Annotated in this window: 26 protein-coding genes; 9 read left to right on the top strand and 17 right to left on the bottom strand. The window is 67.6% G+C overall.

Going from position 1 to position 26469, the window contains the following annotated elements; translation table 11 throughout:
• The 7 genes from ACFVWL_RS18820 to ACFVWL_RS18790 all read right to left on the bottom strand — a co-directional run.
• On the bottom strand, positions 1-288 hold a 288-nt coding region (locus tag ACFVWL_RS18820), incomplete at its 3' end, for an ATP-binding cassette domain-containing protein (RefSeq protein ID WP_387186152.1).
• The gene (locus ACFVWL_RS18815) at positions 285-1277 is read right to left on the bottom strand and encodes an ABC transporter permease (RefSeq protein ID WP_387186150.1); all 993 of its coding nucleotides are present in this window, start codon (positions 1275-1277) and stop codon (positions 285-287) included. The genes ACFVWL_RS18815 and ACFVWL_RS18820, both read right to left, overlap by 4 nt.
• Positions 1270-2274 (bottom strand): ABC transporter permease, encoded by a 1005-nt coding sequence (locus tag ACFVWL_RS18810; RefSeq protein ID WP_387186147.1) that lies wholly within the window; start codon positions 2272-2274, stop codon positions 1270-1272. The genes ACFVWL_RS18815 and ACFVWL_RS18810 overlap by 8 nt, the downstream gene beginning before the upstream one ends.
• A gap of 40 nt (positions 2275-2314) precedes the next feature.
• Entirely contained in the window at positions 2315-3979 is a 1665-nt protein-coding gene (locus tag ACFVWL_RS18805; RefSeq protein WP_387186145.1) for an ABC transporter substrate-binding protein, read from the bottom strand.
• A 202-nt stretch (positions 3980-4181) separates the two neighbouring features.
• On the bottom strand, positions 4182-5486 hold the full coding sequence (locus ACFVWL_RS18800; protein WP_387186142.1) for a GNAT family N-acetyltransferase: 1305 nt from the start codon (positions 5484-5486) through the stop codon (positions 4182-4184).
• A gap of 33 nt (positions 5487-5519) precedes the next feature.
• Positions 5520-5765, bottom strand: a complete 246-nt coding sequence (locus ACFVWL_RS18795; protein ID WP_021199864.1) for a zf-HC2 domain-containing protein — start codon at positions 5763-5765, stop codon at positions 5520-5522.
• Positions 5762-6424, bottom strand: coding sequence for a sigma-70 family RNA polymerase sigma factor (locus ACFVWL_RS18790; protein WP_017831084.1), 663 nt, complete (start codon positions 6422-6424; stop codon positions 5762-5764). Before ACFVWL_RS18790 ends, ACFVWL_RS18795 begins: the two co-directional genes overlap by 4 nt.
• Before the next feature lie 70 nt (positions 6425-6494).
• Here ACFVWL_RS18790 and aroA point away from each other — a divergent pair, with 70 nt between their 5' ends.
• The 3 genes from aroA to bcp are packed head-to-tail and all read left to right on the top strand — an operon-like array spanning position 6495 to position 9367.
• Positions 6495-7811 (top strand): 3-phosphoshikimate 1-carboxyvinyltransferase, encoded by a 1317-nt coding sequence (gene aroA, locus ACFVWL_RS18785; RefSeq protein ID WP_387186139.1) that lies wholly within the window; start codon positions 6495-6497, stop codon positions 7809-7811.
• Between the two features lie 2 nt (positions 7812-7813).
• Positions 7814-8884, top strand: a complete 1071-nt coding sequence (gene rsgA / locus ACFVWL_RS18780; RefSeq protein ID WP_387186137.1) for a ribosome small subunit-dependent GTPase A — start codon at positions 7814-7816, stop codon at positions 8882-8884.
• Between the two features lie 9 nt (positions 8885-8893).
• Positions 8894-9367 carry a thioredoxin-dependent thiol peroxidase gene (gene bcp / locus ACFVWL_RS18775; protein ID WP_387186135.1) on the top strand — a complete coding sequence of 158 codons (474 nt, stop codon included), beginning with the start codon at positions 8894-8896 and terminating at the stop codon, positions 9365-9367.
• Positions 9368-9415: 48 nt separating this feature from the next.
• Here bcp and ACFVWL_RS18770 read toward each other — a convergent pair whose 3' ends face one another.
• Positions 9416-9802: a hypothetical protein gene (locus ACFVWL_RS18770; RefSeq protein WP_387186133.1), complete on the bottom strand. Its 387-nt coding sequence runs from the start codon at positions 9800-9802 to the stop codon at positions 9416-9418.
• Between the two features lie 230 nt (positions 9803-10032).
• On the opposite strand from ACFVWL_RS18770, the gene ACFVWL_RS18765 reads away from it, so the two are divergent.
• On the top strand, positions 10033-10281 hold the full coding sequence (locus ACFVWL_RS18765; protein WP_017203224.1) for a WhiB family transcriptional regulator: 249 nt from the start codon (positions 10033-10035) through the stop codon (positions 10279-10281).
• Positions 10282-10344: 63 nt separating this feature from the next.
• On the opposite strand, the gene ACFVWL_RS18760 is transcribed toward ACFVWL_RS18765, so the two are convergent.
• Positions 10345-11829 carry a sensor histidine kinase gene (locus ACFVWL_RS18760; protein WP_387186131.1) on the bottom strand — a complete coding sequence of 495 codons (1485 nt, stop codon included), beginning with the start codon at positions 11827-11829 and terminating at the stop codon, positions 10345-10347.
• A gap of 24 nt (positions 11830-11853) precedes the next feature.
• The gene (locus ACFVWL_RS18755; RefSeq protein ID WP_387186128.1) at positions 11854-12240 is read right to left on the bottom strand and encodes an Rv3235 family protein; all 387 of its coding nucleotides are present in this window, start codon (positions 12238-12240) and stop codon (positions 11854-11856) included.
• 130 nt (positions 12241-12370) lie between these two features.
• On the opposite strand from ACFVWL_RS18755, the gene ACFVWL_RS18750 reads away from it, so the two are divergent.
• A complete protein-coding gene (locus ACFVWL_RS18750) occupies positions 12371-12982 on the top strand; it encodes a hypothetical protein (protein ID WP_387186125.1) in 612 nt (203 codons plus the stop codon).
• Here the strand turns inward: ACFVWL_RS18750 and ACFVWL_RS18745 are convergent.
• Entirely contained in the window at positions 12970-13248 is a 279-nt protein-coding gene (locus ACFVWL_RS18745) for an excisionase family DNA-binding protein (RefSeq protein WP_387186123.1), read from the bottom strand. The two genes, ACFVWL_RS18750 and ACFVWL_RS18745, sit on opposite strands and share 13 nt — an antisense overlap.
• 97 nt (positions 13249-13345) lie before the next feature.
• Between ACFVWL_RS18745 and ACFVWL_RS18740 the strand changes: the two genes are divergently transcribed.
• Together ACFVWL_RS18740 and ACFVWL_RS18735 are read left to right on the top strand one after the other, a co-directional pair.
• Complete coding sequence (locus tag ACFVWL_RS18740) at positions 13346-13966, top strand: SAF domain-containing protein (RefSeq protein WP_387186120.1); 621 nt, start codon at positions 13346-13348, stop codon at positions 13964-13966.
• Positions 13963-15204, top strand: a complete 1242-nt coding sequence (locus ACFVWL_RS18735; RefSeq protein WP_387186118.1) for a CpaE family protein — start codon at positions 13963-13965, stop codon at positions 15202-15204. Before ACFVWL_RS18740 ends, ACFVWL_RS18735 begins: the two co-directional genes overlap by 4 nt.
• Here ACFVWL_RS18735 and ACFVWL_RS18730 read toward each other — a convergent pair.
• Positions 15128-16354 carry a pyridoxal phosphate-dependent aminotransferase gene (locus ACFVWL_RS18730; RefSeq protein WP_387186115.1) on the bottom strand — a complete coding sequence of 409 codons (1227 nt, stop codon included), beginning with the start codon at positions 16352-16354 and terminating at the stop codon, positions 15128-15130. The two genes, ACFVWL_RS18735 and ACFVWL_RS18730, sit on opposite strands and share 77 nt — an antisense overlap.
• Before the next feature lie 65 nt (positions 16355-16419).
• Positions 16420-19221, bottom strand: a complete 2802-nt coding sequence (secA, locus tag ACFVWL_RS18725; RefSeq protein ID WP_387186113.1) for a preprotein translocase subunit SecA — start codon at positions 19219-19221, stop codon at positions 16420-16422.
• 190 nt (positions 19222-19411) lie between these two features.
• On the opposite strand from secA, the gene ACFVWL_RS18720 reads away from it, so the two are divergent.
• Together ACFVWL_RS18720 and ACFVWL_RS18715 are read left to right on the top strand one after the other, a co-directional pair.
• Complete coding sequence (locus ACFVWL_RS18720; RefSeq protein ID WP_387186111.1) at positions 19412-20032, top strand: PadR family transcriptional regulator; 621 nt, start codon at positions 19412-19414, stop codon at positions 20030-20032.
• 104 nt (positions 20033-20136) lie between these two features.
• Entirely contained in the window at positions 20137-21465 is a 1329-nt protein-coding gene (locus ACFVWL_RS18715; protein WP_387186108.1) for a hypothetical protein, read from the top strand.
• Positions 21466-21539: 74 nt separating this feature from the next.
• Here ACFVWL_RS18715 and hpf read toward each other — a convergent pair whose 3' ends face one another.
• The 4 genes from hpf to mtrB form a co-directional block, all read right to left on the bottom strand.
• On the bottom strand, positions 21540-22196 hold the full coding sequence (hpf, locus tag ACFVWL_RS18710) for a ribosome hibernation-promoting factor, HPF/YfiA family (RefSeq protein ID WP_387186106.1): 657 nt from the start codon (positions 22194-22196) through the stop codon (positions 21540-21542).
• 132 nt (positions 22197-22328) lie between these two features.
• Positions 22329-22976 (bottom strand): ComF family protein, encoded by a 648-nt coding sequence (locus tag ACFVWL_RS18705; protein ID WP_387186103.1) that lies wholly within the window; start codon positions 22974-22976, stop codon positions 22329-22331.
• A gap of 92 nt (positions 22977-23068) precedes the next feature.
• The gene (locus ACFVWL_RS18700; RefSeq protein WP_387186101.1) at positions 23069-24787 is read right to left on the bottom strand and encodes a GerMN domain-containing protein; all 1719 of its coding nucleotides are present in this window, start codon (positions 24785-24787) and stop codon (positions 23069-23071) included.
• Positions 24784-26463, bottom strand: coding sequence for an MtrAB system histidine kinase MtrB (mtrB, locus tag ACFVWL_RS18695; protein ID WP_387186099.1), 1680 nt, complete (start codon positions 26461-26463; stop codon positions 24784-24786). Before mtrB ends, ACFVWL_RS18700 begins: the two co-directional genes overlap by 4 nt.
• Between the last annotated feature and the right edge of the window lie 6 nt (positions 26464-26469).

Raw genomic sequence — 26469 nt, 5'->3', positions numbered from 1 at the left:
CCACCGGAACGCCCTGAGGCCTTCCCCGTCCAGGCCGACGATGTCGATGTCATGACCATCCCGGTCATGGAACACGATCTCCCCACCCGTCATCAACGCCGGAGCCTTCAACAACCGATTCATCCCATACGCGAGAGTCGTCTTCCCGCACCCCGACTCCCCCGCCAACCCCAGAATCTCCCCACGATTCAACGTCAACGACACATCCCGCACCGCCCTCACCGGCGGATCCACCTCATACTCGATCGACACATTCCGCGCCGTCAGAACAGCCGTCTTCTCGGTCATGCGACAGCTCCCTCTCCTCCGATGCCCCGACCGGCACGACGGGCACGACGCTGCCGTCGCGCGGCCACGGGCACCAGACGCAGTTTCGGATTCACGATCTCGTCGATCGCGAAGTTGATCAGGGACAACGCGGTCCCGATGAGCGCGATGATCAGACCGGGCGGTACGAACCACCACCAGGCTCCACTTCCCACGGCCTGTCCGGTCTGCGCATCGTTCAGCACCGTTCCGAGGGTGATGGATCCCGTCGGTCCGAGGCCGAGGTACGAGAGCCCCGCTTCGCCGAGGACAGCGAAGATCACACCGAAGATGAGTTGGGCCGCAAGCAGCGGAACGAGGTTCGGGAGGATCTCGACGAAGATGACCCGCAGCGGACGCTCACCTGCGACGACCGACGCCGCGACGTAGTCCCTGGTACGCAGGGACCGTGCGGTGCCGCGAAGCACCACGGCGGAACCCGCCCATCCTGTGATGCCGAGCACGAGAGCCACCAGCAACGAGCTGCGAGCGAGGTCGCCGAGTCCCTCGGTGTGCTGAACGTACGCCGCGATCACCATGACCAGTGGGAGCCCGGGGATCACCAACATGATGTTCGTCGCCAGCATCAGCGTCTCGTCGAGAGCACCGCCGAAGTAGCCGGCCAGGACGCCGAACACCAGCGCGAGGAACAGCGCGACCACCCCCGCGACCGCGCCCACGAAGAGCGACCCCTGGGTACCTGTCGCCACCTGCGCGAGCACGTCGAAGCCGAGCTTGGTCGTGCCGAGCGGATGTTCGGGGCTCGGCGGCAGCAACGGGTCGAAACTCGCGTCGCGCGGATCGCCGAGGAGCAGAGGTCCGATCAGTCCGAAGAGCACGATCGCGCCGAGGAGGATCACTCCGACGAGGAGCTTTCCGGAGAGGCGCGGGAATCCGCCCCGCAACCGGGCCGTCCGCGCGACGGCGACGGCGTGTGTGGACTCGGACGGGGAAACGATCAGGTCAGCCATCGCGGCGCACTCTCGGGTCGATGAAGCCATAGAGGAGGTCGATCAGGAAGTTCGCCGCCAGCACGGTGAGGGTGATGACGAGGAACACTCCCTGCATCAGGGCGTAGTCGAGTCCCTGCACAGACTGGATCATCAGCTTTCCGAGACCGGGATAGCTGAACACCTGCTCGGTCACGATCGAGCCGGCGACGACGAATCCGAGGGCGATGCCGAAACCCGCCAGGCTCGGAATCGAGGCGTTGCGCGCCGCATACGCGGTGCGGATGCGCGAGGGCCGCAGCCCCTTCGCCTCGGCGGTGAGCACATAGTCCTCCGACATCGTCTGCACCATCATGTTCCGCATTCCGAGGAGCCACCCGCCGACGGACGAGATCACAATCGTCGCTGCGGGCAGCAGGGCATGCACGAACGCACTGGCGAAGAACGCCGGCGTCCACTCCGGTCCCGCGGGGAACTCGAACACGTCGTACCCGCCGATGATGGGGAGAAGGCCCAACTGCACGGAGAACACCGCGACCAGCACGAGAGCGAGCCAGAAGTACGGGATCGACTGCAGGAACGTGGTGATCGGCACGAGCTGATCGACCCAGGTGCCCCGGAACCAGCCGACCCAGGCGCCGGCGATGATGCCGAGCACGAACGAAATGATGGTGGCTGCTCCGACGAGCGTCACCGTCCACGGCAGCGCCGCGGCGATGAGCTCGCCTACTGGGGCCGGGTATCGGGTCGATGAGACCCCGAGATCACCGTGCAGCAGCCGACCCCAGTAGGCGAGGTACTGATCCCACAGCGTCGATCCCTTCTCTGCGCCGAGGATCGAGGTGATCGCCTTGATCGTCTCCTCGGACAGCGGTCTGCCACCGTTCGCACGCCGGAGCTTGCCCAGCATGATCGCGGCAGGGTCGCCGGGGAGCAACCGCGGCAGCAGGAAGTTGAGGGAGATCGCGGCCCACAGCGTGATGATGTAGAACGCGATACGGCGCATCCAGAACTTCACGAGCCTCTCCTCTCGATGGATCGATCCATGGGTGCTGGTCCTACTTCTCGACGGGACGGAGGTGGGTAAGGATCACAGCCGACGCCGTCGACAGGTACGGCAGCGGTGCCGCGTACAGGTCGTCCTCGGTCGGCCATCCCGTGAAGTCCGCCGTGTTGAAGAACGACTGCGAGGCGTTGAGCACCACTGGAATGTACGGCAGATCGCGGGCGATCTCGGTCTGCACGATCGCGTACGCGTCCTTCTTGATCGCCTCGTCCTGCGTCGCCCCGGCCTGCTTCACCGCTTCATCCACTGCGGGGTTCGTGTAGCGGGCGTAGTTCTGGCCCTTGGTCGGCTCCTCCCCGACCTTCGCCGTCGCCGTCGTCGTGAAGTAGCGGTCGTAGTTGGAGAACGGATCCGCGACCAGCGACTGCGTGATGCCGTAGAGCGCGAGCTGGAACTCTCCGGTCGAGATCGGGGTCCAGTACTCGGCCTCCGAGACCGTTCGCGCGTTCACGCGGATACCGGCCTTCGCAGCCTGCGCGCTGATGAGCTTGGCCGCGTCGTTGTAGTCGGTCCAGCCGTCGGGAGAGAAGAGGTCGAGCTCGATGGCCGTTCCGTCCTTGCCGTAGAAGCCGTCGTTCCCCTTCGTGTAGCCGGCCGCCTCGAGGATCCCCTCCGCAGTCGCGGCATCAGGCTCCTGCGGGCTGACGGCGAGGGAGGGGTCGCTCAACCACTTCTCGTCGCGCGGGAGCAGCGCGAAGCTCGGCGACGCCTCACCGGAGAGGCCGGCGAACGCCTTGCTGCTGATGGCGCCGCGGTCGATCGCGACGTTCAACGCCTGACGCACGGCGGGATCGGTCTGCGCGCCGGCGCATCCCATCGACGCATCCGCGCAGGTCATGATCACGGTGGGGTCCTGCTGCTGGTTCATCGTGCTGATGCGGCCGTTGGAGGTCACCCCGTCCGGATTGGCGATGAATTGGCCGACCCAGTCGAGCTTGCCGGTCTTCAACAGATCCTCGGACGACTGGTTCGAGTCGATGCCAATGTCCTGCACCTCCGTGATCGCGGGAGCACCGTCGCGGAAGAGCGGGTTCGCCTCGAGCGTGTAGGCGGCGTCGGTGAACGACTTGAGCGTGTACGGCCCCGAGCCCACGGGCTTCGGGTTCGTCTCGGTCATGTAGTCGTCGATCTCAGACCAGATGTGCTTCGGGATGATCCAGGTCGAGCCGAGGATCAGCGAGGTCGCGGTGAACTTCGGGGATGAGTAGGTCACGACGACGGTGGTGCCGTCGGTGGCCTCCACCGACACCATGTCGGGGTCGAGGTTCGAGCCGTAGCCGAGACTGAACGCGACGTCCTCGGCGGTGAGATCCTCACCGTCGCTCCACTTCAGGTCGGGCTTGATCGTGACGGTGAGGACCGTGCCGTCCTCGTTGAACTCGTAGGCGTCGCCGAGCATGCCGACGGGCTCATCGTCTGAGAGCTGGTTGAAGAAGAACAGCGGCTCGTAGATGGCCCCGAACGTCATGTGCGTCGCGGTGTCGACCGCGAACGGGTTGAAGTTGTTCGTGATCGGAGTCATCGACCCCGACCACATGCGGAGCGGGCGATCACCACCCGATGGGCTGCCACCGGGTGTGCAGCCGGCCAATGCGAGGGCGAGCGCTGCGGCGCCGGCGACGAGAGGAAGGGTTTTCCTCCAGCGGTTGTCGTGCATGGGAACCTCGTCTCAAGAGCTTCGTTGCGGAAGTCGAGCAGGGCGGAAGGGCATCCGCTCTGAGGCGAGGTTATAGTAAAGGTTCTTTCTAGTAAAGAGCTTTCTAGTTATTTACCTGTCGATCGGAATCGACAGGAAACGGCCTCGCGCACGTGCGCGAGGCCGTTTCACCCCCGATCACGGGGCTGCGGTGAGTTCCGGATCAGTACCAGATGTCGAGTGACGGCGCGGGGAAGGCGACAAGTGCGCGGTCGAAGGCCTCGACCGCTGCACTGTCGGCCACGATGCGACCGGCGCCGTGCAGTGACACCGCACGGACTCCGCCGGCGTAGAGTGCGGAAAGCGCTGCCACATCGAGCGTGATATCGACCTGTGACCCATCCGCCGCAGCCTCGACCGTCGCGGCACCGGCATCGTCCACTCGCAGGCGCCAGTCGCCGTCCGCGAAACCCAGCGCGTCTTCCACCCGAAGGATCATGTCGATCGGAGCCGAGTAGCGGCGTGCCGTCAGCGCGGTCGGAAGGTCGAGGATGCGCAGCCAACCATGGTCATGCACCTCCTGCTTCACCCCGCGGGTGTCGTGTACCAGCCACGGCAGCGGGTCGTCGAGCGGGCGGAGGTCCGCGACCACCTCGTCGACGAGATCGTGCTGCAGGGCGAAGCGCCAGAGCGCGGTCCGCGCCTCAGTCGTCTCGGCGACGAGCAGGCGCACATCCATCCGGAACCGGAAGGTGCCGCCCGCCTCGCCGACCGTGTACGCCATGACGCCGCGCAGCGCGCCGTTCTCGTCGCGATAGCGCACGCCGCGAGCCTGGTCGCGATCCGGGGTGGGTGAGACTCCCGCATACCCCTCCCATCGCCCTTCCCACCCGGGGATCTGCCCCGAGGCTCTCCCCCGCGCACGCTCGTGCACCGCACCGAGGTCGGCGGCGAGAGTTTCGCGATCGATGTACTCGAGGGTGCCAGGCGGCGTCGGTCCGCTCCAGCCCGCGCGTCGGGTGTCGACCGAGTGGCGCGCGACCGGGATCGCCGCACCGAAGCCGTACCGCCCGTAGATCGTCGCCTCCGACACGGTGAGGCCCGCGACGGGCACGCCGGCGGATGCCGCGGCGCGCAGCTCGCCCTCGAGAAGGGCTCTGGCGATCCCGCGGCGTCGATGCGTCGCCGACACCGTCACCACGCTGATGGCCCACATCTCGATCTCGCCCCCGCCGGGGACGGTGAGCGGGGTGACCCAGCCGTTGATCGTCGCCACGGGCAGCGCGGCAGCCGGAGAGTTCTTCTCGTACACGCCGATGTTTCGTCGTTCGGCGAACGTCTTGCGCACCTGCGCCAGCATCTCGGCGTTCGGGTCCGGGCCGAGGAATCCGCGGTCGACAGCACGCTCGAAAGCCGAAGCGCTCGCGTCATCCCTCAGATCGACGACACGGTACTCGAGGTCGGCTCCGGCCAGTCTTTCCGTCGAGGTGGTGTCAGCGGGTACGTCTCGCGCATCGATGGAGGTCATCCATCCACACTACCGACGGGCTCCGACGTGCGGTCAGTGCTGAGTCGCTTGAACGGCACGCAGCCGGGCGAAAACCTGATCGCGCAGCTCCTCAGGAGCGGTCTCCTTGCAGGCACGGGCGATCACGTCGGTGAGGGTGGTGGCGACGAGAGCCTCGTCCCGACACGACGGGCAGTTCTCCAGATGCTCGCGGATCTCGGTGTGCTCGGTCTTGCACACCTCGTTGCGGAGATACTCCTCCAGATCCTGACGGGCTTTGTCGCAGCCGCAGTCGCTCATTTCTTGCTCCTCGTCTCAGCCGCGGCGATGCCCCGCTCAGCGGCGTAATCTGCCAGCAGCTCCCGCAGCATCCGCCTGCCACGGTGCAGGCGGCTCATCACGGTGCCGATGGGGGTCTTCATGATGTCGGCGATCTCCTGATAGGCGAAGCCCTCGACATCTGCGAGATAGACCGCGAGACGGAAGTCCTCCGGCACGGCCTGCAGCGCATCCTTGACGACCGACGCGGGCATCCGGTCGATGGCCTCCGCCTCAGCCGAACGGCTGTGCGACGCCGTGGTCGACTCCGCGCCACCCAGCTGCCAGTCTTCAAGCTCGTCGATCGTGCCCTGGAACGGCTCGCGCTGGCGCTTGCGGTAGATGTTGATGTACGTGTTCGTGAGAATCCGGTACAACCACGCCTTGAGGTTCGTGCCCTGCGAGAACGTCGCCCAGGACCCGTAGGCCTTGACGAAGGTCTCCTGCACGAGATCGGCGGCATCTGCTGGATTGCGCGTCATACGCATCGCGGCAGCGTAGAGCTGATCCATGAAGGGGATCGCCTGCTCCTCGAACTCTCGCCGAGGGTCGCCGACGGTGTCTGCGGTTGCGGTGTCATCCATCACCGGCCAGTCTAGGCCGCTGAGGTCGATCACCTCGCGCTCCAACGTCGCCGTCATGCTGTCTCCTTCGGGTGGGGAGGCCTGTCTTTCACGACGAAGCTCCCTGTGTTTACTAAGGTGAGAACCGATGAGCGCCAACAGGTATTCCCCCTCCCGTGTGCAGGGCGCCTATCCCGCGCCCACGACCGACGTGCCCGTGCACGCCGAGCTCACGATCCCCGGCTCCAAATCGCTGACGAACCGCGAGCTGATGATCGCCGCGATCGCCGACGGTCCCGGCCGGCTGATCGCGCCGCTGCACTCCGACGACTCCGCGCGCATGGTCGACGCTCTGCGCGCCCTCGGCGTCGGGATCGAGGAGGTGGACGCCGGGCACGAGTTCGGCCCCGACCTCGTCGTCACGCCGGCGAAGCTCAGCGGCGGCACCACCATCGACTGCGGCCAGGCCGGCACCGTCATGCGTTTCATCGCCCCGTTGGCGGGCCTCGCGGAGCACGACGTGCATCTCACCGCACACGAGACCGCCCTCCACCGTCCGATGGGCGGGCTCATCAGCGCCCTGCGCGACCTCGGCGTCGACATCGACGATGAGGGCACCTGGTCCCTCCCCTTCACGATCCGCGGCCACGGCCGCATCCGCGGCGGACGCGTCGAGATCGATGCCTCCGCGTCGAGCCAGTTCGTGTCCGGTCTCCTCCTCGCCGCTCCCCGTTTCGATGTCGGCCTGCACCTCGTGCACACCGGTGAACACCTGCCGAGCCTTCCGCACATCGACATGACCATCGAGGCGCTGAGCCGTCGCGGCATCCGCATCGAGCGTCCTGCGGTCGGCGAATGGCTGGTCGAAGCGGGCGTGCCGCGTGCCAAGGAGATCGCGATCGAACCCGATCTCTCCAACGCCGCGCCGTTCCTCGCCGCTGCGCTCGTCAGCGGCGGATCGGTGTCGATCACGGGCTGGCCCGCACATTCCACCCAGCCGGGTGCGCTCCTCCCGGAGATCCTGCAGGCCACGGGGGCCCACGTCGGCCGTCACGGCGGCACGCTCACCGTGCGCGCGAGTTCCAGCATCCGAGGTCTCGACCTCGACCTCTCCGCAGCCAGCGAGCTGACCCCCACCCTGGTCGGCCTCGCCGCCTTCGCGGAGTCTCCGACGACGATCCGCGGCATCGGGCACATCCGCCTGCACGAGACGGACCGGATCGCCGCGTTGATCGGCAACATCCGCGCGCTCGGTGGCGAAGCCGAAGAGCTGCCGGACGGGCTCCGCATCATCCCTCGCCCGCTGCACGGAGGCAGTTGGGCGGCACATCACGATCACCGTATGGCCACCACCGGAGCGCTCATCGGCCTGCGCGTCCCCGGCGTCGAGATCGACGACATCGGCACCACCGCGAAGACCCTCCCGGAGTTCACGATGCTCTGGGAGCGGATGCTGCGGGGCTGACGGTGAGCTGGCTCGACGACGCCGACGACCTCGAAGACGACTTCGAGGACTTCGACGAGAGCAGCATCCGCACCCGCCCCAACCCGAAGGCGAACCGACCGCGCACCAAACGCCGGCCTGCGCACGACGACGCCCAGGTGGGTCGAGTGCTCGGGGTGGACCGGGGCCGGTACTCGGTCCTGCTCGGCGAGGAGACGTCCGAGGAGCGCATGATCACGACCACGAGGGCCCGAGAGCTGCGGCGCATGCCGATCGTCACCGGCGATCAGGCCCGCGTGGTCGGTGACACGACGGGGGACGAGGGGACGCTCGCCCGCATCGTCGGCATCGTGGATCGAACCTCCCTGCTTCGACGCAGCGCCGACGACACCGATCAGGTCGAGCGAGTGATCGTCGCGAACGCCGATCAGATGCTCGTCGTCGTCGCAGCCGCCGATCCGGAGCCCCGCGCACGCCTCGTCGACCGCTACCTCGTCGCGGCGCTCGATGCGGGCATCCGTCCGCTCCTCGTCGTCACGAAGACCGACATCGCGGACCCGACCGAGTTCTTGACGCACTTCGACGGACTCGACCTGCGCGTGTTCACGAGCGCACAGGACGAGATGCCCGTCGAAGAGATCGGCGACGCGCTCGTCGGCCACTCCACCGTTTTCGTGGGGCATTCCGGAGTGGGCAAGTCCACGCTCGTCAACGCGCTCGTTCCGACGGCTCTGCGTGCCACGGGCCACGTGAACCAGGTCACCGGTCGTGGACGGCACACGTCGTCGTCGACCGTGTCGCTGCGCTACCAGGGGAAACGCGGGACCGGATGGGTGATCGACACCCCCGGGGTGCGCTCGTTCGGGCTCGGCCATGTGGACCCGGCGAACATCCTGGCAGCGTTCACAGAGCTCGCCGTGATCGCCGAAGACTGCCCCCGGGGCTGCACCCACCTCGCCGACGCACCGGACTGCGCTCTCATCGAGGCGGCCGAGCGCGGCGAACTGGGCGAAACCGGTCGCGCACGACTCGACTCGCTGCAGCGCTTGCTGCAGACCTTCGCGGACAAGGCGGAGCAGGCGCCCGGCCGTTAGGCTGAAGACGTGACTCAGCGCCTCGAACCAGGAACCGCAGCCCCCGACTTCGCCCTTCTCGACCAAGACGGGAACACCGTCCGCCTCGAGGACCTGCGCGGACAGAAGACCGTCCTGTACTTCTACCCGGCCGCGATGACCCCCGGGTGCACCACCGAGGCCTGCGACTTCCGCGACAGCATCTCGTCGCTCCAGGGCGCCGGCTACCGCGTCATCGGCATCTCGCGTGACGAACCCGCCACGCTCACCAAGTTCCGCGAGCGCGACGGGCTGACCTTCCCGCTCCTCAGCGACCCCGACCATGCGGTCCACTCCGCGTACGGCGCGTGGGGCGAGAAGATGAACTACGGCAAGCTCGTGGAGGGCGTCATCCGATCGACCTTCGTGCTCGACGAAGACGGGAAGATCGCCCTCGCGCAGTACAACGTCAAGGCCACCGGCCACGTGGCACGGCTGCGCAAGCAGCTCGGCATCGACGCCTGACCCGCGCGACAGCGCACTCAGGGGTCAGGGGTCAGCTGCCCTACGAGGTCACTCCGCTGCGCGCTGAGGGCCCTCGCGACGAGCGCTCGAGATCAGCAGCACGAAACCGAGCAGACCGGGAAGCCCGACCCCGAGGGTGAACGGCCAGGAGATCGGCTGCAGCGTGAGCGAGGCGAGTGCGAGAGCCACGGCGAGCACCTGGAAGACCACTCCCCCGGATCGTGCCCATGACTTCCCGCTGCGCGTGCCGACGGAGAAGGACACGAGCGCTGCGGCGCCGATCAGCGTGAGCACGATGAGTGCAAGGGCCGTGGGCAGAGATGCGGCGTCACCCGCACCGAGACCGGCGAGCTCGATCGCCGCGAAGACGAGGAGCGCCACTGCTTCGAGGGCGAGGACCGCCGCGGCCGCGAGGGCGATTCCGGGTGCGCGCACGGTGTCTCCCAAGGATCGAAAGAAGAGAAAACCCTTGATTTCACGGTTTTCATGTAACAGAATAGAGAAAGTCATGTGCTCCCACAGCGGCGTGGGGCGAGCATTCACGCTCGCATCACAATTCGCGGGCATTCCGTCCGCATCTCAACAGGGTAGCGGAACCCGAACTACTACCCGAATCCGAGAGGTCGCATCGCGACATCTCTTGAAATCCACACCGAGGAGCCCCCATGGACTGGCGCGATAAGGCCGCCTGCCTGACTGTCGACCCCGAGCTGTTCTTCCCCGTGGGGAACACCGGCCCGGCCGTCGATCAGATCGAGAAGGCGAAGACTGTATGCGCCACCTGCACGGTCACCGAGATCTGCCTGCAGTATGCCCTGGAGACCAGCCAGGACTCGGGCGTCTGGGGCGGTCTCTCCGAAGATGAGCGCCGCGCTCTCAAGCGTCGCGCTGCACGCGCACGCCGCGCCTCCTGATCTTCCGAAAGCGGCCTGAGATCGACTCTCAGGCCGCTTTCGTCTGCTCAGGAGCGCCCGGTCTCACCGGTCGAGCCAGCGCAGCGGGATGTCGATGACCACCTCGGTGCCCTCGCCCTCGCTCCCGTGCCACTCGATCGTTCCGCCGAGCTCGCCTTGGATGAGCGTGCGGATGATCTGAGTGCCCAGGCCCTGGCCGATACGCCCTTCCGGCAGACCGAGACCGGTGTCCCGCACCGTCACGCGAAGGTTCTCCTCCGTGCGCTTCGCGTCGATCGTCACGACGCCTTCCTGCCCGGCGAGGCCATGCTCGACAGCGTTCGTCACAACCTCCGTCAGCGCGAGCGCAAGCGGTGTCGCATACTCGCTCGGCAGTACTCCGAACCGTCCGGTCGACTGCGTGCGCGCACGCGTGCTCGGTGCCGAGGCGACCTCGGCCACGAGCTTGAGCACACGGTGGAAGACCTCGTCGAAGTCGACCTTCTGCGTGAGTCCCTGAGCGAGCGTGTCGTGCACCACGGCGATGGCATCGACACGGCGCATGGCCTGAGTGAGCGCGTCGCGCGCCTCGTCGGAGTGCGTGCGTCTCGCCTGGATTCGCAGAAGCGAAGCCACCGTCTGCAGGTTGTTCTTCACCCGGTGGTGGATCTCGCGGATCGTGGCATCCTTGGTGATGAGCTCCTGCTCCTGATGACGCAGTTCCGAGACATCGCGGCACAGCACGATCGCACCGATGCGCGTGCCGTGGTCCTTCAGCGGAATGGCGCGCAGCGACACCGTCACACCACGGGCCTCGATGTCGGTGCGCCAGGGAGCGCGCCCTGTGACGACCACGGGGAGAGACTCGTCGACCTGCCGCGACGGAGGGACGAGCCTGGTCGTGACCTCGGCGAGGGACTCCCCCTCGAGCTCATCGTCGAAGCCCATGCGGTTGAAGGCCGAGAGAGCGTTCGGGCTGGCGAAGGTGGTGATCCCGTCGACGTCGATGCGGATGAGGCCGTCGGAGGCACGCGGTGCGCCTCGACGCGGCGAGGTCGGTGCGGTGAGGTCGGGAAAACTGCCGTCGGCGATCATGCGGAACAGATCGTTCGCACATTCGTCGAACGTGATCTGCTGACGCGAGGGCGTTCGCACCTCCCCGAGGTTCGTGTGCCGGGTGACCACGCCGATGACGGTGGACCCGGCATCGACGCCCCGGCGCACGCTCACGATCGGCACGGCTCGCACCCTCGTGGGCGTCTCTTCGAACCAATCCGGCGAGGAGGAGTCGACGATCTCGGCGGAGTCGAAGGCTCCTTGCACCTGGGTGCGCCACTGCGGCCGCACGCGCTCTCCGACGATGTCGCGGTAGAAGAGTGTCGCGGCGCCGCTCGGCCTCGCGTGCGCGACGGCGATGAAGGAGCCGTCGTCGGTCTGGATCCAGATCACGATGTCGGCGGAGGCGAGGTCCGCGAGCAGCTGCCCGTCGCCGGCGAGTCGGTGGAGCCATTCGACATCGCTGTCGTTCAGGCGCCCCTGGGCATGGGCGAGATCACTGAGGGTTGACACCTGACCAGCCTACGGTCAGATGCCTCAGAGAATGGCCAGCGACGTCGCGCGCCAGCGACGATCGATGCCTTCCAGGCGTACGGCGACCGCACGTGTGCGTCCAGGACCGGCCACCACGACGACGGCCTCGATCACGCCGTCCAGCGGTTCCGTGACTCTCAGTGCCCTGATCTCGAATGTCGGTCGCGCGGGAGCGACGCCGCGCGCACTGCGAGCCCTCGCCGAGAGATTCGCCCGGGTGACCAGACTGCGGAACGCGTCCTCACTGAACCACCTGGCGAGCTGATCGACCTCTCTGACACCGGCCAGAACCTCGAGGACACCGTGCGTGAGGCTGCGCAGCAGCGGTACAGGGTCGGGGAGTTCGCTGGTCGAAGTGGGCTGGGGTGCGAAGTACTCGTGCGGCGTCATGTCGAACTCTCGGTCGGGGAGGTCTGCGAGTGAGCCAGTACAGCACCGCGCCCCCCGCGCCGGAGCCGAGATGAACGAAGAATGTGGATAACTCGTACGGCGCGAATCGGGGTCGCCTACGCTCTGTCGGATGCACTGGGACCGACTGTTCGAAGACCTCGAAGGCCAGCTGGCCTCGGAATGGGAAGCGGAGCGCGCTGTGCTCGATGCCGAGTCCGAACGGCTGCGCATCGCGCGATTGGATCTGCGCGCTCGCCTGCGGACGCTGTGCAGCGTCGGCGCCGATGCGACGGTCGATCTCGTGAGCGGGAGACGAATCCCGGTCTCGCTGCAGACTCTCGGAGCCGACTGGGTCGCCGTGGCCGCTCGCGGCAACGGCGAGGGGTCCAGCGCGCCCGCGGCCTTCTTCCTCCCTCTCACGGCGGTTGCCGGCATCACGACGGATCACGGCATGATCCTGGCGAGCCTCGAAGAGCCGCCATCCGCAGATCTGCCGCTCCGAGAGCGGATGACTCTCGGGTTCGTGCTACGCGACTTCGCGCGGCGTCGGATCCCGGTGCGCATCAGCACCCACGTGGGCGACGACGTTCACGGCACGATCGATCGGGCGGCGGCCGATCACCTCGATCTGGCCGTGCATGACGCGGGCGAAGCGCGCTTCGCCGCAGCGGTGCACGGTTTCCGCATCATCCCGTTCTCGTCACTCGTCGCGGTGCGTGCGCCCGGCGATCAGACGCCGTGAGCTGAGGATGTGCCCCAGACCTCGGGGAAGCTCGCCGTCTGCGACTGCCGCCACAGCGCCATCCGCCGAGAGTTCTCGGATTCCTCCGCCAAGTACCCGTCGAGACTGGATTCCTCGACCCGCCAGCGAGGAGGCGACCCCAGCTGCGCGCCCCGCAACCTTCCGTCGTGCAGGAGAGTGACGACCTCGTCCACGCCGAGACTCAGAAGCTCGGCCACCTGCGCGGGCGCGAGATAGCGCGGTGCACGGACGGGGGAAGCAGCCATGTCCTCATTCTCTCCCACGAGTTCCCGCGATTCCGATCCGATCGCCCCCTGTGGATAACTCACAGAGCAACGACGCGGTTTCTGTGACGATATCGCCATGGCTTCCCTCTCTCCTCCCCGACGTGCGTTCTGGGGCGATGTCCGGTTCCTCGTCGGCATCGTGCTGGTCGCCCTCTCGATCTCCGGCGTGTGGCTCATCGTGTCGACGTCCGACCATGCCATCCCTGCGCTTCAGGCCGCCCGGACCATCACGCAGGGCGAGGTGCTCACCTCCGACGACTTCCAGGTCGTCGACGTGGGACTGGGCTCGTTGGCCGACGACTACCTCGGGCCGGACGACCTTCACGCCGGCAGCGTCGCAGCCCGCACGCTCGAGAGCGGCGAACTCGTTCCGGAATCCGCACTGACCGATGCCGACCGCAGCCGCTCCACGACGGTCGTCCTCCAGAGCAGCACGGGCATCCCGGAAGGAGTCAAAGCGGGAACGGTCGTGGAGGTCTGGCAGGCACCACCCCTCGACGAAGGGCGGTCGTACGACGTTCCGCGCATCCTCGTGGCCGATGTGATCGTGCACGACGTGCTCGACGCCGAAGGCGTACTCGCCGATACCGGCACCCAGCTCGAAGTGGTGATCGATCGGGCAGATGTGGCCGACGTACTCGCCGCGATCACCGGTGGTGCCGCTCTCTCCGTCGTGCCGGTCGGGTCGGGGTCGTGACAGCCGTCGTCGTGGCGATCCCGCAGCCGCGTGCGGGCGAACTGGCGGCGGAGCTGGCCCTGGAAGGAGTCGATGTCCTCGCGATCGTCTCCCCCACGCCGAGCCTCGAGATTCCCCTCGGGACGGAAGCCATCGTCGTCCCTGCCACCCGCGCGGGGCTGAGCGCAGAGCTGATCGACGTATGCGACCGCGCGGGGGTGCGCATCCTGGCCCTCGGCGGTGCGGACAGCCGACTGCGGGGACGCCTCGGCCTGTCAGCGGCGCTGCGGCCGGAAGCAGCGGGGTGGGAGGTCGCCGCGGCGCTGGCGGCGGAGACGGATGCGGTCCCGCACCCCCCTTCCACGCTCCCCCACCGCGTGATTGCCGTCTGGGGGCCGCACGGTGCACCGGGGCGATCCACCCTGGCGATCCAGCTCGCGGTGGAGCTCTCCCGCACCGGACGCAGGACCGCTCTGGTCGATGCCGACACGGTCGCTCCATCTCTCGCCCTGCTGCTCGGACTCAGCGACGACGCACCGGGAGTCGCCGCGGCATGCCGTCGTGCGGAACGCGGTGCGCTCGACTCTGCTGAACTGACCAGACTCGCGACGACGGTGACCACGGGTGGCGGTGACGTCGAGGTGCTGCCGGGCATCAACCGTCCCAGCCGCTGGCCCGAGTTGTCCGCCGCACGCCTGAGCGCCACGCTCGGTGCGTGCCGCGACTGGATCGAGGAGACGGTGGTCGATGTGGCCGATGCCTTCGACGCCGACGATGAGGTCACGTACGACCTTGCCGGGCCACGTCGTCATGCGGCGACCTCGGCGTCGCTGAACGAGGCCGACCTGATCATCGCGATCGCGTCGGCCGACCCGCTCGGCATCAGCAGGTTCGTGCGCGACCACGCCGAACTCCGCCGCCTCACTGCCCCCACTCCCGTGATCGTCGTGGTCAATCAGGTGCGTCCGGGTCCGCTGGGAATAGACGCGCGCGGCCAGGTGCGACGCACGCTCGAAAGGTTTGCCGGCATCACCGACGTCGTCTTCCTGCCGTTCGACCAGCGGGCCGCGGATGCGGCCCTGCTGCACGCCAGGCCCATCACCGACGTCGCTCCCCGCTCACCGTTCGCTGCGGCCGTGCGACGGCTGGCAGCGAGCCTCTCCCCCGCGGAAGCGTCGACGCCTACTGCCGGTAGCTCGCGAGGAAGTTCCCCAGCCGTTCGACGGCTTCGCTCAGCACTCGGGGCTCGGGGAGCGTGACGAGGCGGAGATGATCAGGGGTCGCCCAATTGAAACCGGTGCCCTGGACCAGGAGGATGTGTTCCGCGACCAGCAGGTCGTACACCAGCCGCGCGTCGTCCCGGATCTCATGCACGTTAGGGTCGAGCCTCGGGAAGGCGTAGAGAGCGCCCTGGGGCTTGACGCAGGAGACACCGGGAATCGACTCGAGGCCTTCCCAGGCGATGTCGCGCTGCTCGTGCAGCCGACCGGTCGGAGCGATGAGCGCTTCAATGGACTGCACCCCGGAGAGCGCCGCCTGAACCGCATGCTGCGCCGGCACGTTCGGGCAGAGCCGGGTGGATGCCAGGAGCGTGATCCCCTCGAGGAAGCCCTTCGCGTGATCCTGTGGCCCCGTGATGACCATCCAGCCCGAACGGTACCCCGCCACACGATATGTCTTGGAGAGGCCGTTGAAGGTCAGACACAGCAGATCGGGAGCGAGCGTCGCCGTCGGGATGTGGACCGCTTCATCGAACAGGATACGGTCGTAGATCTCGTCGGACAGCAGCAGCAGCTGGTGCTCCCGGGCGATCTGCACCAGCCCCTCGAGGATCTGGCGCGAGTACACGACACCGGTGGGGTTGTTGGGGTTGATGATGACCAACGCCTTGGTGCGCGGTGTGATCTTCGACCGGATGTCCTCGAGGTCGGGCTGCCACTCGTCATCCTCATCGCAGAGGTAGTGCACGGGAGTTCCCCCGGCAAGGCTGGTCATCGCCGTCCAGAGCGGGTAGTCGGGCGCCGGGATGAGGACCTCGTCACCCTCGTCCAGCAGCGCCTGCATCGTCATCGTGATGAGCTCGGAGACACCGTTTCCGAGGTACACGTCGTCGGGGTCGAACCGGGGAAAGCCCTCGATCTCCTCGTACCGGCTCACGACAGCACGTCGCGCCGAGATGATGCCCTTGCTGTCGCTGTAGCCGTGCGCGGTGGGGAGCGCGGCGAGCATGTCGCGCACGATCTGGTGCGGGGCGTCGAAGCCGAAGATCGCCGGGTTGCCGGTGTTCAGCTTGAGGATCTTGTGACCCTCCGCTTCCAATCGCGCCGCCTCGACGAGGGCGTTTCCGCGAATCTCGTACAGGACGTTCTTGAGCTTCGACGACTGGTCGAAGTTGCGCGTTGGGGTCATCGGCCAAGCCTACAGCGACGAAAGGAGGGCCAATCCACGCGGACTGGCCCTCCTCAGCGCGGGAACTACTTCTTCTTCTTGCCCTGGGCGCGACGCTGCTCACGGTTGCCGGCAGCGGGAGCCTCCGCCTCGGTCCGCTGGCCGAAAGCCCCACGCGGTGCTTCTGCGGGCTCGGCCTGCGGTGCCTGAGCGCGAGCCGCCGCCTGACGGACGCGATCGGTCGCCGCCTGCTGGACCTGACCCCGGTCGTTGCGGACCTCGACCTCACCCGCATCGTTGGCCGCGGAGTACTCGAGCCGCTGCTCGCCGCCGTCGGTGGCCAGCCCCTTGGCCTCGACCTCTGCCGTCTGCGAGTCACCGGCACGGCGCACCTCGACCTCGAGGTTGTAGAGGTACCCGACCGACTCCTCCTTGATCTGGCCCATCATCGACTGGAACATGGCGTAGCCCTCGCGCTGGTACTCGATGAGCGGGTCGCGCTGAGCCATCGCACGCAGTCCGATGCCGTCCTTGAGGTAGTCCATCTCGTAGAGGTGGTCGCGCCAGCGGCGATCGAGCACCTGCAGCACCACGCGGCGTTCGAGTTCGCGCGTCGCCGCCTCACCGAGGGATTCCTCTCGCGCCTCGTATGCGATCTTGGCGTCCGAGAGCAGCTCGCGCGTGAGCCCGTCGGCATCGATGCCGCCCTTGCGATCGGCGGCCTCGGCCACGACCTCGTCGATCGTCACTCCCACGGGGTAGAGCGTCTTGAGCTCTGTCCAGAGCGCGTCGAAGTCCCAGCTCTCGTTGTGGCCCTCGCCGGTGTGGTCGCGCACGACGCCGCTGATGGCGTCTTCGATGAAGTGCTGAACCCGGTCGGCGATGTCATCGCCCTGGAGGATGTGTCGTCGATCCGCGTAGATGGCCTCGCGCTGGCGGTTCAGGACGTCGTCGTACTTGAGGACGTTCTTGCGCATCTCGGCATTGCGGGACTCGACCTGCGACTGAGCGCTGCGGATCGCGCGGGAGACGAGCCCCGACTCGATCGGCACATCATCCGGGAAGTTCGTGCGGGCGAGGATCGCCTCGGCGGCGCCCGACTGGAACAGACGCATCAGGTCATCGGTGAGGCTCAGGTAGAAGCGGCTCTCACCGGGATCACCCTGACGTCCGGAACGACCGCGAAGCTGGTTGTCGATGCGGCGCGACTCGTGACGCTCGGTGCCGAGCACGTAGAGACCGCCGGCCTCGATGACCTTCTCGGCCTCCTCCGCGACGACGGCCTTCATCGCCTCGTAGGTCTCATCCCACGCGATCTCGTACTCTTCGGGCGTCTCCACGGGGTCGAGCCCCTTGCCCTTGAGCTCCTGGACCGCGAGGAACTCGGCGTTTCCACCGAGCATGATGTCGGTTCCTCGTCCGGCCATGTTCGTGGCCACCGTGACGGCGCCCAGACGGCCGGCACGAGCGACGATCTCCGCCTCGCGTGCGTGGTTCTTCGCGTTCAGGACCTCGTGCTTGACGCCCTTCTTCGCGAGCAACCGTGACAGGTACTCGCTCTTCTCGACGCTCACGGTTCCGACCAGCACCGGCTGGCCTTCTGCATGCCGCTCTGCGATGTCCTCGACGACCTGCGCGAACTTCGCCGTCTCGTTCTTGTAGACGAGGTCGGACTGGTCCTTGCGGATCATCGGTCGGTTCGTCGGGATCGGGATGACGCCGAGCTTGTACGTGGACATGAACTCGGCAGCCTCGGTCTCGGCCGTACCTGTCATGCCCGCGAGCTTGTCGTAGAGCCGGAAGTAGTTCTGCAGGGTGACCGTCGCGAGGGTCTGGTTCTCGGCCTTGACCGGCACCCCCTCCTTCGCCTCGATCGCCTGGTGGATGCCCTCGTTGTAGCGGCGACCGACCAGGATGCGACCGGTGTGCTCGTCGACGATCATGACCTCGTCGTTCATCACGACGTAGTCGGTGTCCTTCTTGAACAGCGCGAGAGCCTTGATCGAGTTGTTGAGGAACGAGATCAGCGGCGTGTTGGCCGACTCGTAGAGGTTGTCGATGCCGAGGTAGTCCTCGACCTTCTCGATGCCGGGCTCGAGCACGCCGACGGTGCGCTTCTTCTCGTCGACCTCGTAGTCCTCGCCGACCTCGAGGGTGCGGGCGATCTTCGCGAATTCGGCGAACCAGCGGTTGGCCTCGCCTGAAGACGGACCGGAGATGATGAGCGGGGTGCGCGCCTCGTCGATGAGGATCGAGTCGACCTCGTCGACGATCGCGAAGAAGTGCTCGCGCTGCACGAGATCTTCCTTGCGCCAGGCCATGTTGTCGCGCAGGTAGTCGAAGCCGAACTCGTTGTTCGTGCCATAGGTAATGTCGGCGGCATACTGCTCGCGGCGGACCGCGGGGGTCTGGCCGGAGACGATGATGCCGGTGGTCATCCCGAGCGCACGGAACACACGCCCCATCAGCTCTGCCTGGTAGCTCGCGAGGAAGTCGTTGACCGTGATGACGTGCACGCCCTTACCGGCGATGGCGTTCAGGTACGCGGGCAAGGTCGCGACGAGAGTCTTGCCCTCACCGGTCTTCATCTCGGCGATGTTGCCGAGGTGGAGAGCGGCGCCACCCATGATCTGCACGTCGTAGGCGCGCATGCCGAGTGTGCGCTTGGCGGCCTCTCGCACGGCGGCGAATGCCTCCGGCATCAGCTGATCGAGGGTCTCGCCCTTCTCGAAGCGCGCGCGCAGCTCGACGGTCTCGTTGCGCAGTTCGTCATCGGTGAGCTTGGAGATGTCCTCTTCCAGCGCCCCCACTGCCTTGACGACCTGATTCAGGCGGCGGATGACCCGCCCCTCGCCCGCACGCAGCAGCTTCTCAAGAGGATTGGCCACGGATGTCATCTCCCTGTCAGTGGGTAAATCGCCGGCCATCGGTGAACCCGACGCCAGGCATACTTCGCCATGTTACCGGGCTGTGACCTGCACGTCGCCTGCATGGCGATCCCGCGCGTCGGAACCCGGGGTTGCCCGGTAACCATATACTCGGTATCGCATTCCAACGGATGGTCATGGGAGACGAACGATGTCAGTACGCCAGAGTCTGCTCGCCATTCTCGCGCAGGGGCCCTGCTACGGCTACCAGCTCCGCCACGAGTTCGATCGCCGCACCGGCTCGATCTGGCCGCTCAACGTCGGGCAGATCTACAACACCCTCGAGCGGCTCGAGCGCGACGGCCTGGTGTCTCGCGGCGATGCCGACGACCGCGGCCATGTGTACTGGCAGATCACCGATGCGGGACACGTGGAGGTCGGGAACTGGCTCTCCTCCCCCGTCGTGCGTCCACAGGGCACCAGGGATGAACTCGCGATCAAGCTGGCGGTCGCGGCGACTCTTCCCGGCGTCGACGCGGCGGCCGCCATCCATGCGCAGCGATCCGCATCGATGCAGCAGCTGGAGGCACTCCAGCAGGCGCGGCAGGAGCGAGGAGACGCCGACGATCCCCAAGGACTCGCCTGGTCGCTCGTGGCCGACTCCATGATCTTCGCCGCGGAGGCCGAAGTCCGCTGGCTCGACCACACGGCTCAGCGGCTCAGCGGGCATCCGCGCCACGCGATGACTCTCGAGCTCACCGACGAGCGTCCCAAGCGCGGGCGGCCGGCGAAGACCGCGACGGCGATGGCCGACGCGATCCCCGCGCTCTGACCGACGTCGCCGCCGCCCACCGCACGCCGCGGCGGGCGCGAGATGACCGTTCGCCCCGAGCGGATGCTCAGCCACCGCAGGGCCGGGGAAACTAGGATCGGTTCATGGCTGGATTTTGGGGCAGACGCAAACGCGAACAGGAAGAACTCGCCGCACAGGATGCCGATCTGGCTCGCCGTGCTGAGCAAGCTCTGGTCAGCGCCGACGAGCGGATCCGCACGACGTCGGATGAGCTCTCCTTCGCCGAGGCCGAGCTCGGCGAATCGCTCACCTCCGATCTGCGCAAGGCGCTGGCAGCGGTGCGAACCCACCTGCGCGAAGCATTCCAGCTCCACCAGCTGAACCACGACGAGATCCCCGACACCGACGAGGAGCTGCGCACGCGCAACGCGCGCATCCTCCAGCTCTGCGACTGGGCGCAGGACCTTCTCGACGAGAAGACATCCGTCCTCGCCGAGTCCGTCGCCAAGGTGCGCCGCGCGCCCGAGATCATCGCGCAGGTACGCGCCGAGGCTGCAGCCCTCAGCGCCCGCATCCCCCAGACCAACGACGCCGTCGCCCGGCTCTCGGCCCGGTACGCGGATTCCGCCATGCACCAGATCACCGCCAGCGCGGCCGAGGCCGAGCAGCTCATCAGCTTCGCGACCCACAGCGCCGACGTGTCGGAACGCCGTCGCGCCGCGAAGCAGAACGAAGAGGCGAATGTCGCCCTCGAGACGGCTACCGAAGCCACCCGCCGTGCGTCCGCACTGCTCGACGCGGTGGAAGACTTCGAGATCGAAGCCCTGCGCGCCGAGTCCACCCTCGCCGAGGTCGTCGCCGACTCACGGGGAGACCTCATCGCGGCGCGAACCGCGCCGAACACACCTGCCGTCGCGGCGGCCGTCGCCGCACTCCAGAGCGCACTGGCCGCGTTGACACCGTCCGGGCAGCCGAACGATCCGTTCGCGGAGCTCTCCCAGCTCCGCGACGCGAACTCCGGCCTCGACGAGGCCATCGCGAAGGCCCGCCATCGCGCCGAGAACCCGCTCCCGAGCATCGCGCAGGTGCAGCACGCGATCGATGACGCCGACCGTCAGCTGGGCGTCGCTCGCGGCCTCATCTCCGGACACCGCGGCTGGATCGGCGCGGACGCCCGCACCCGCCTCGCCGAAGCGGAGCGGCTACGCGTGGACCTGTCCGACCTGCTGCCCGCCGAGGACACCCGCGAAGCGGCGCTCGTGCAGGCGCGTCGGGTGGCCCATCTCGCTTCCGAGGCGTTGCAGCTCGCGCAGCGCGACATCGACTCGTCCCGTCCGCAGGACCAGGGCTGGGGCGGGGGCGGCGGCTGGAGCGGTGGCGGCGGACGGCGCGGGGGCGGCGGAGGAGACCTCGCCTCCGGCATCCTGGGTGGCCTCGTGATCGGCAGCCTGCTCGACGGCATCTTCGACTGACGCCGAGCCCCAGCGGCATCTGGACCTGCGAACGGCCCGACCCCTTCCGGGATCGGGCCGTTCTGCGAATCGGATCAGGAGGCGAGAGCCTCGGACGGCGGAGCCTGGGTGCTCAACGCGATCACACCGTAGTCCCAGCCCTTGCGCCGATAGACGACGCTCGGGTGATCGGTGCGGACATCGACGAAGAGGAAGAAGTCGTGTCCGACCAGTTCCATCCTGTCGACGGCCTCCTCGACGGTCATCCACTCGGCATCGAAACTCTTCGTGCGGATGACGACGGGCGAGTAATCGTCCTCCTCGGTCTGCTGCACCGGCACGGTGCCCGTCGCGACCGCGTGGAGGACGTCGGCGGATGCTGGCTGCACGTCGATGCCCTCGAGCGCTCCACTCTCCTTCTCGAAGTGGGCGCCACGGGGGTGCTGTCGTCCGTCGACACGCTTTTCCTTGGCCCGGCGCAGCTGCTCGGACATCTTGTCGACGGCGAGGTCGAGGGCCACGAACTTGTCGCCGTCCGTCGCTTCCGCGCGAACGACCGGCCCCTTGCCGATCAGTGTCAGCTCGACGGTCTCATCGGGAACATGACCGTTGCGATACACGCGATGGGTGACTTTCACATCCAGTCGCTGCGCTCGGGACGCGAGCATCTGGATCTTGGCGATCTTCTCTTCGACAACGGTTCGGAAGCGATCGGTGATACCCACTCCGACGCCAACGATGCTTGTTTCCATTGCTGCCTCCTTGTCCCGGTCCTCCCGGCCAAGGGCGGACCGTGGTCGCCTTGTGTCCCCCCACCGTAGTCCGCCCGGCGACGGATGTCACGGGCTCGTTCCCCTGTGTCGCCGGTGCGTTGTCGATGAGGTTCATCCGAATCCGTCACGACGCGGCGTGGCGGCGAGCGCGACCGCCGCTACGACTCGGAAGCCAGCGGATCCGAGAGCTCGTGCTGCTTCGTCCAAGGTCGCGCCCGTCGTGACGACATCGTCCACGAGCACGGCTTCGGCCCCCGCTCCCGGTCGACGTGCTCGCATGACTCCCCGCACATTCGTCTCGCGCGCCCGCACGTCGAGACCGCGCTGGTCGGTGGTACGCCCCACGAGCGAGAGCAGCCGCTGCGGTTCGGACCGCGCGCGACGGATGAGGAGTTCCGGGACACGGTAGCCTCTGCGGCGGAACGCGCTCCTCGTCGTCGGCACGGGGACGATCCACGTGGTCGGGTTCACCACGGGGGCGAGCACCGTCGCGAGAGCTGCGCCGAGTGGACGGGCGAGGAGCGTCTGGCCTTCACCCTTGAGACGACGTATGCACTGCGCGGCCGCACCGTCGAACGGAAGCGCAGCTCTGACGATCATCCCTCGGGGTGTGGTCCCGCTCTGTGGATGGGGCCGGAGCGCTTGCGTGCATCGGGGACACAGGAGGGTGCCCGGCTCATCGCATCCGCCGCACGTCGCCGCGAGCAGGAAGGCGGCGATCTCCGCGCCGATGCCGAGCAGGTGCGATTTCTTCCACATCCGAAGATCCTGCGGCATCGAGTCCGCGAGGCCGGCGGCCGTCCTCCCCTATGCGCCGGATTCCCCCGCGTCGCCCCCCCGTGCAGGGAGAGTCACTCCCCGACCCGGGTGGCGAGCACCGTGACACCGGAGGCGACCTCGCGCCATGCCGACCCGGCATGAGCGAACAGTTCGCCGTTCGCGCCGAGGATCCGCACACCGGCCGCGGTCCGCGCGCCCGCGATCGAGATGGCGTTGCTCGGCGCTGCTTCTGCCGAGCCCGGCCCCCCGACCATCTGAGTGAGCAGACGAGGACTGTTCGGATCGATGAGCACTCCCACGCGATCGGCCCCCAGCCACACCAGCCCCGTGGCCGGCTCGAAGAGCTGGGTCAGTTGCTTGACCTCGCCGAGTTCGATCGGAACGCCCGCGGAGTCGCGCACCACCGCAGCGGCGACGACCCATGTCTGCTTGCCGACGGTCACCACGGCAGCCACCCTGGCACCGTCCGCCGCGATCCTCAGATGGGATATCGCCGACGCGTTCGGCCAGGCCTTCGCGATCTGATGCGCCACGGCGTCGCTTCCCGCTGCCTGCAACGCCGTGGGCGCTGCCGCGGGAACGGACCAGGTGTATCCGTAGGGATCGAGCGAGGGCGTGATGATGCCGGCACGAGCATCGAGCTCGTCGACACTTCCGTCGCCGATCAGGTAGACGTGCCGGTCGGCGAGCTGTGTGGCGGCGTGGCCGTCGTCGGCGGCCACGTCGATCGACACGATGGGCTGCGTGATCGCGGTGATCTCCGAGCTGATGCCGGCGATGGGTGAGATCTCGTCGCCGACGATTCGCCCGAATGCGCCGTTCTGCAGGACGAGGGTGCCGACCGTGGCCGATGATTCGACGACATCCGCCACGCCGGCATCGAGGTTGCGCCCGTCGACCGTGAACCGCACCTCGGTCACCGCCACACCGGCCGCCCGGAGCGTCGCCTGGAGCTGGGTGCGCATGCGGGAGAGCGTGGCCGCGTCGAGACCTGCGGCGGGGCGGGTGAGGGCGACATCCGCGACCTGGCCGACGATGGGCACCGCGTCCTGCGCCAACTGCACGTCGGCGGGGAAGGCGTTCTGCACAGCCGGATCCAACCATTCGCTGGGGGCACCGCCGATCAGCGCCCGCGTCACCGTCGTCGCGGGGCTCTGCCGCCGGGGGAACCAGCGCATGTCAGGCACCAGCCTCGACCAGCCGAGATCGAAGTACTGCAGCGGATACCCCTCGAAGACCTTGGTGAACCGCGTCTCGTCGATCACGACGCCGTCCGGCGCCTGCGTGATGCGCCATTCGCCGTTCTCCATCCGCTGGAGTGTGAATGCCACGTTGGACGAACCGAGTGCCTCGGAGTATCCCCCAGAATCATCGACGCTCGCGAGCAGGTCGAGCGTCACCTGGACCTCCGCCGTATCCGCGTCCTCCACCTCGTCATCCGGGACCGAAGAGGTGACCGTCCTGGTGTCCGTGCCGATGTCGATCGACACTCCGGCCGACGGACTCCAGCTCCGCTGCAGGGCAGGCGCGAGGAAGTCGCGCGCCGTGTCCCAGTTGTCGGTCGTCGTGATGCCGGCTTCGAGGAAGCCCTCGACGATCTCCTCCGGCCCGGCCCCCGTGACCGGACCGGACGCCACGGGGAGGATGTCGACGTCTTGCGGGGACTCCCCGAGCTTGAGGCCGACAGCGACGTCGCCGCTCGTGGGGAGTCCCGCGCACGCGGGAAGCAACAGCACCGCGAGCACGAGTGCAAGGCCCCGCAGACCTCGATTCCCTCTCCGGTGGGTCACGACCATTCCTCCTCGTCGAACAAGCCGTCGGGCGCGTCTGTCAGCGAGATCGGCTGCGTCGCGTCACCGAGTTCCGCGAACGGTTCCTGCGGCTCGATGGGAATCGGGCTCGGGCCGGCCAGGACGCCGTCGTGCCGAGGAATCGTGAGCACGAAGTTCGTTCCCACCCCGAGCTCCGACCAGACGTCGAGCGTACCGCCGTGCAGGGTCGCATCCCCCAGCGCGATCGAGAGCCCGAGCCCCGTGCCCCCGATCGTGCGCTGACGCGAGGGGTCGGCGCGCCAGAAGCGGTCGAAGACCCGCTCCGCGTCGGCCGGCTCCATCCCGAGACCGAAATCGCGCACCCCGGCGGCGACCGCGTGCTGGTTGCTGTCGACGGTCACGACCACGGGCCGTCCCTCGCCGTGCTCGATCGCGTTGCCGATCAGATTGCGCAGGACGCGGCGCACTCGCCGCGGGTCCATGTCGACGGGCGAGTAGCCACCCGGCGCCACGAGCCGCAACTCGGTGCCGTGTCCCTCCGCGAGCGGCCTCATCTGCTCGATGATGTCCTCGGCCAGGTGGGTGAGGCTCGTCGCCTCGAGCTCGAGCTGCACCGAGCCCGCGTCGTAGCGACTGATCTCGAGGAGGTCGGAGAGGAGCGTCTCGAACCGCTGAACCTGGGCGTGCAGCAGCTCGGCCGTGCGCGCCGTGGTGGGGTCGAACTCCTCGCGCTGATCGTTGAGCATGTCGGCCGCGAGGCGGATGGTGGTCAGCGGTGTCCGCAGCTCGTGCGACACATCGGAAACGAATCGCTGCTGCACCATCGAGAGCTCCCCGAGCTCCTTGATCTGCGACTCGATACTGTCGGCCATGGCGTTGAACGAGCGCCCGAGCGTAGCCAGCTCATCCTCCCCGTGCACTTCGAGACGCACTCCGAGATCGCCCGCCGCCAGGCGCGCACTCGTCTCGGCAGCCTGCACGATCGGGGTGGAGACCGCGCGGAGGACTATCCAGGAGATGGCGGCGACGATCGCCACCAGTCCGATCCCCGCGATCCACAGCGTGCGCTGCACGAACACGAGGGTCTGATCGGCATCCCCGAGATCGTAGGCGAAGTAGATCGCGAACGCTCCTGCCTCCGGCACCTGGAGCTGCTGCCCGACGATGATCCCGGGAACCTCTCCCCCGTCAGCGACGGGCAACGCCACCGACTGCCAGGCCTGACGGTCGTCGAACTCGACGACACGCGCCTGGAGCTCCGGACTCAGCAGACTCCGGCTCAAGCCGGCCTCGAAGCCGTTCAGTCGGACACCGTTCGCATTGTCGATCTTGAAACCGGCGAGCTGATCCGTGCTGGACGTGCGGGTGAGATTCGACTGGACGCTGTTCCACAACTCGGTGAGAGCAGCAGCGTCGTCGCCCACCTCGGCCACGTCCAGGATCCCCTGTGCCTGGTCGACCGCCCGCCGGGAGTCTTCGAGCGCGACATCCTTGCGCGAGATGAAGAGATCGTTCTGGATGACGAGGGCCATCGTCACGCAGGTGATGAAGATCGCCAGCGAGGTCGCGAGGAGCGTGATCGAGAGCGTGCGGAAACGCAGCGAGCGTCGCCAGAGGATGCCGAGCATCGTCGGCCACCCTCGCCAGTCGCGCAGGACAGCGACCGTCGTGGTGGTCGCTGTCGTCGCGGCCATCGTGCT

The sequence above is a fragment of the Microbacterium sp. NPDC058269 genome (genome assembly GCF_042881445.1).
Taxonomy (GTDB): Bacteria; Actinomycetota; Actinomycetes; order Actinomycetales; family Microbacteriaceae; genus Microbacterium.
The sequence above is the reverse complement of the archived record's forward strand: the minus strand, read 5'-3'. Positions and strand labels throughout refer to the sequence as shown.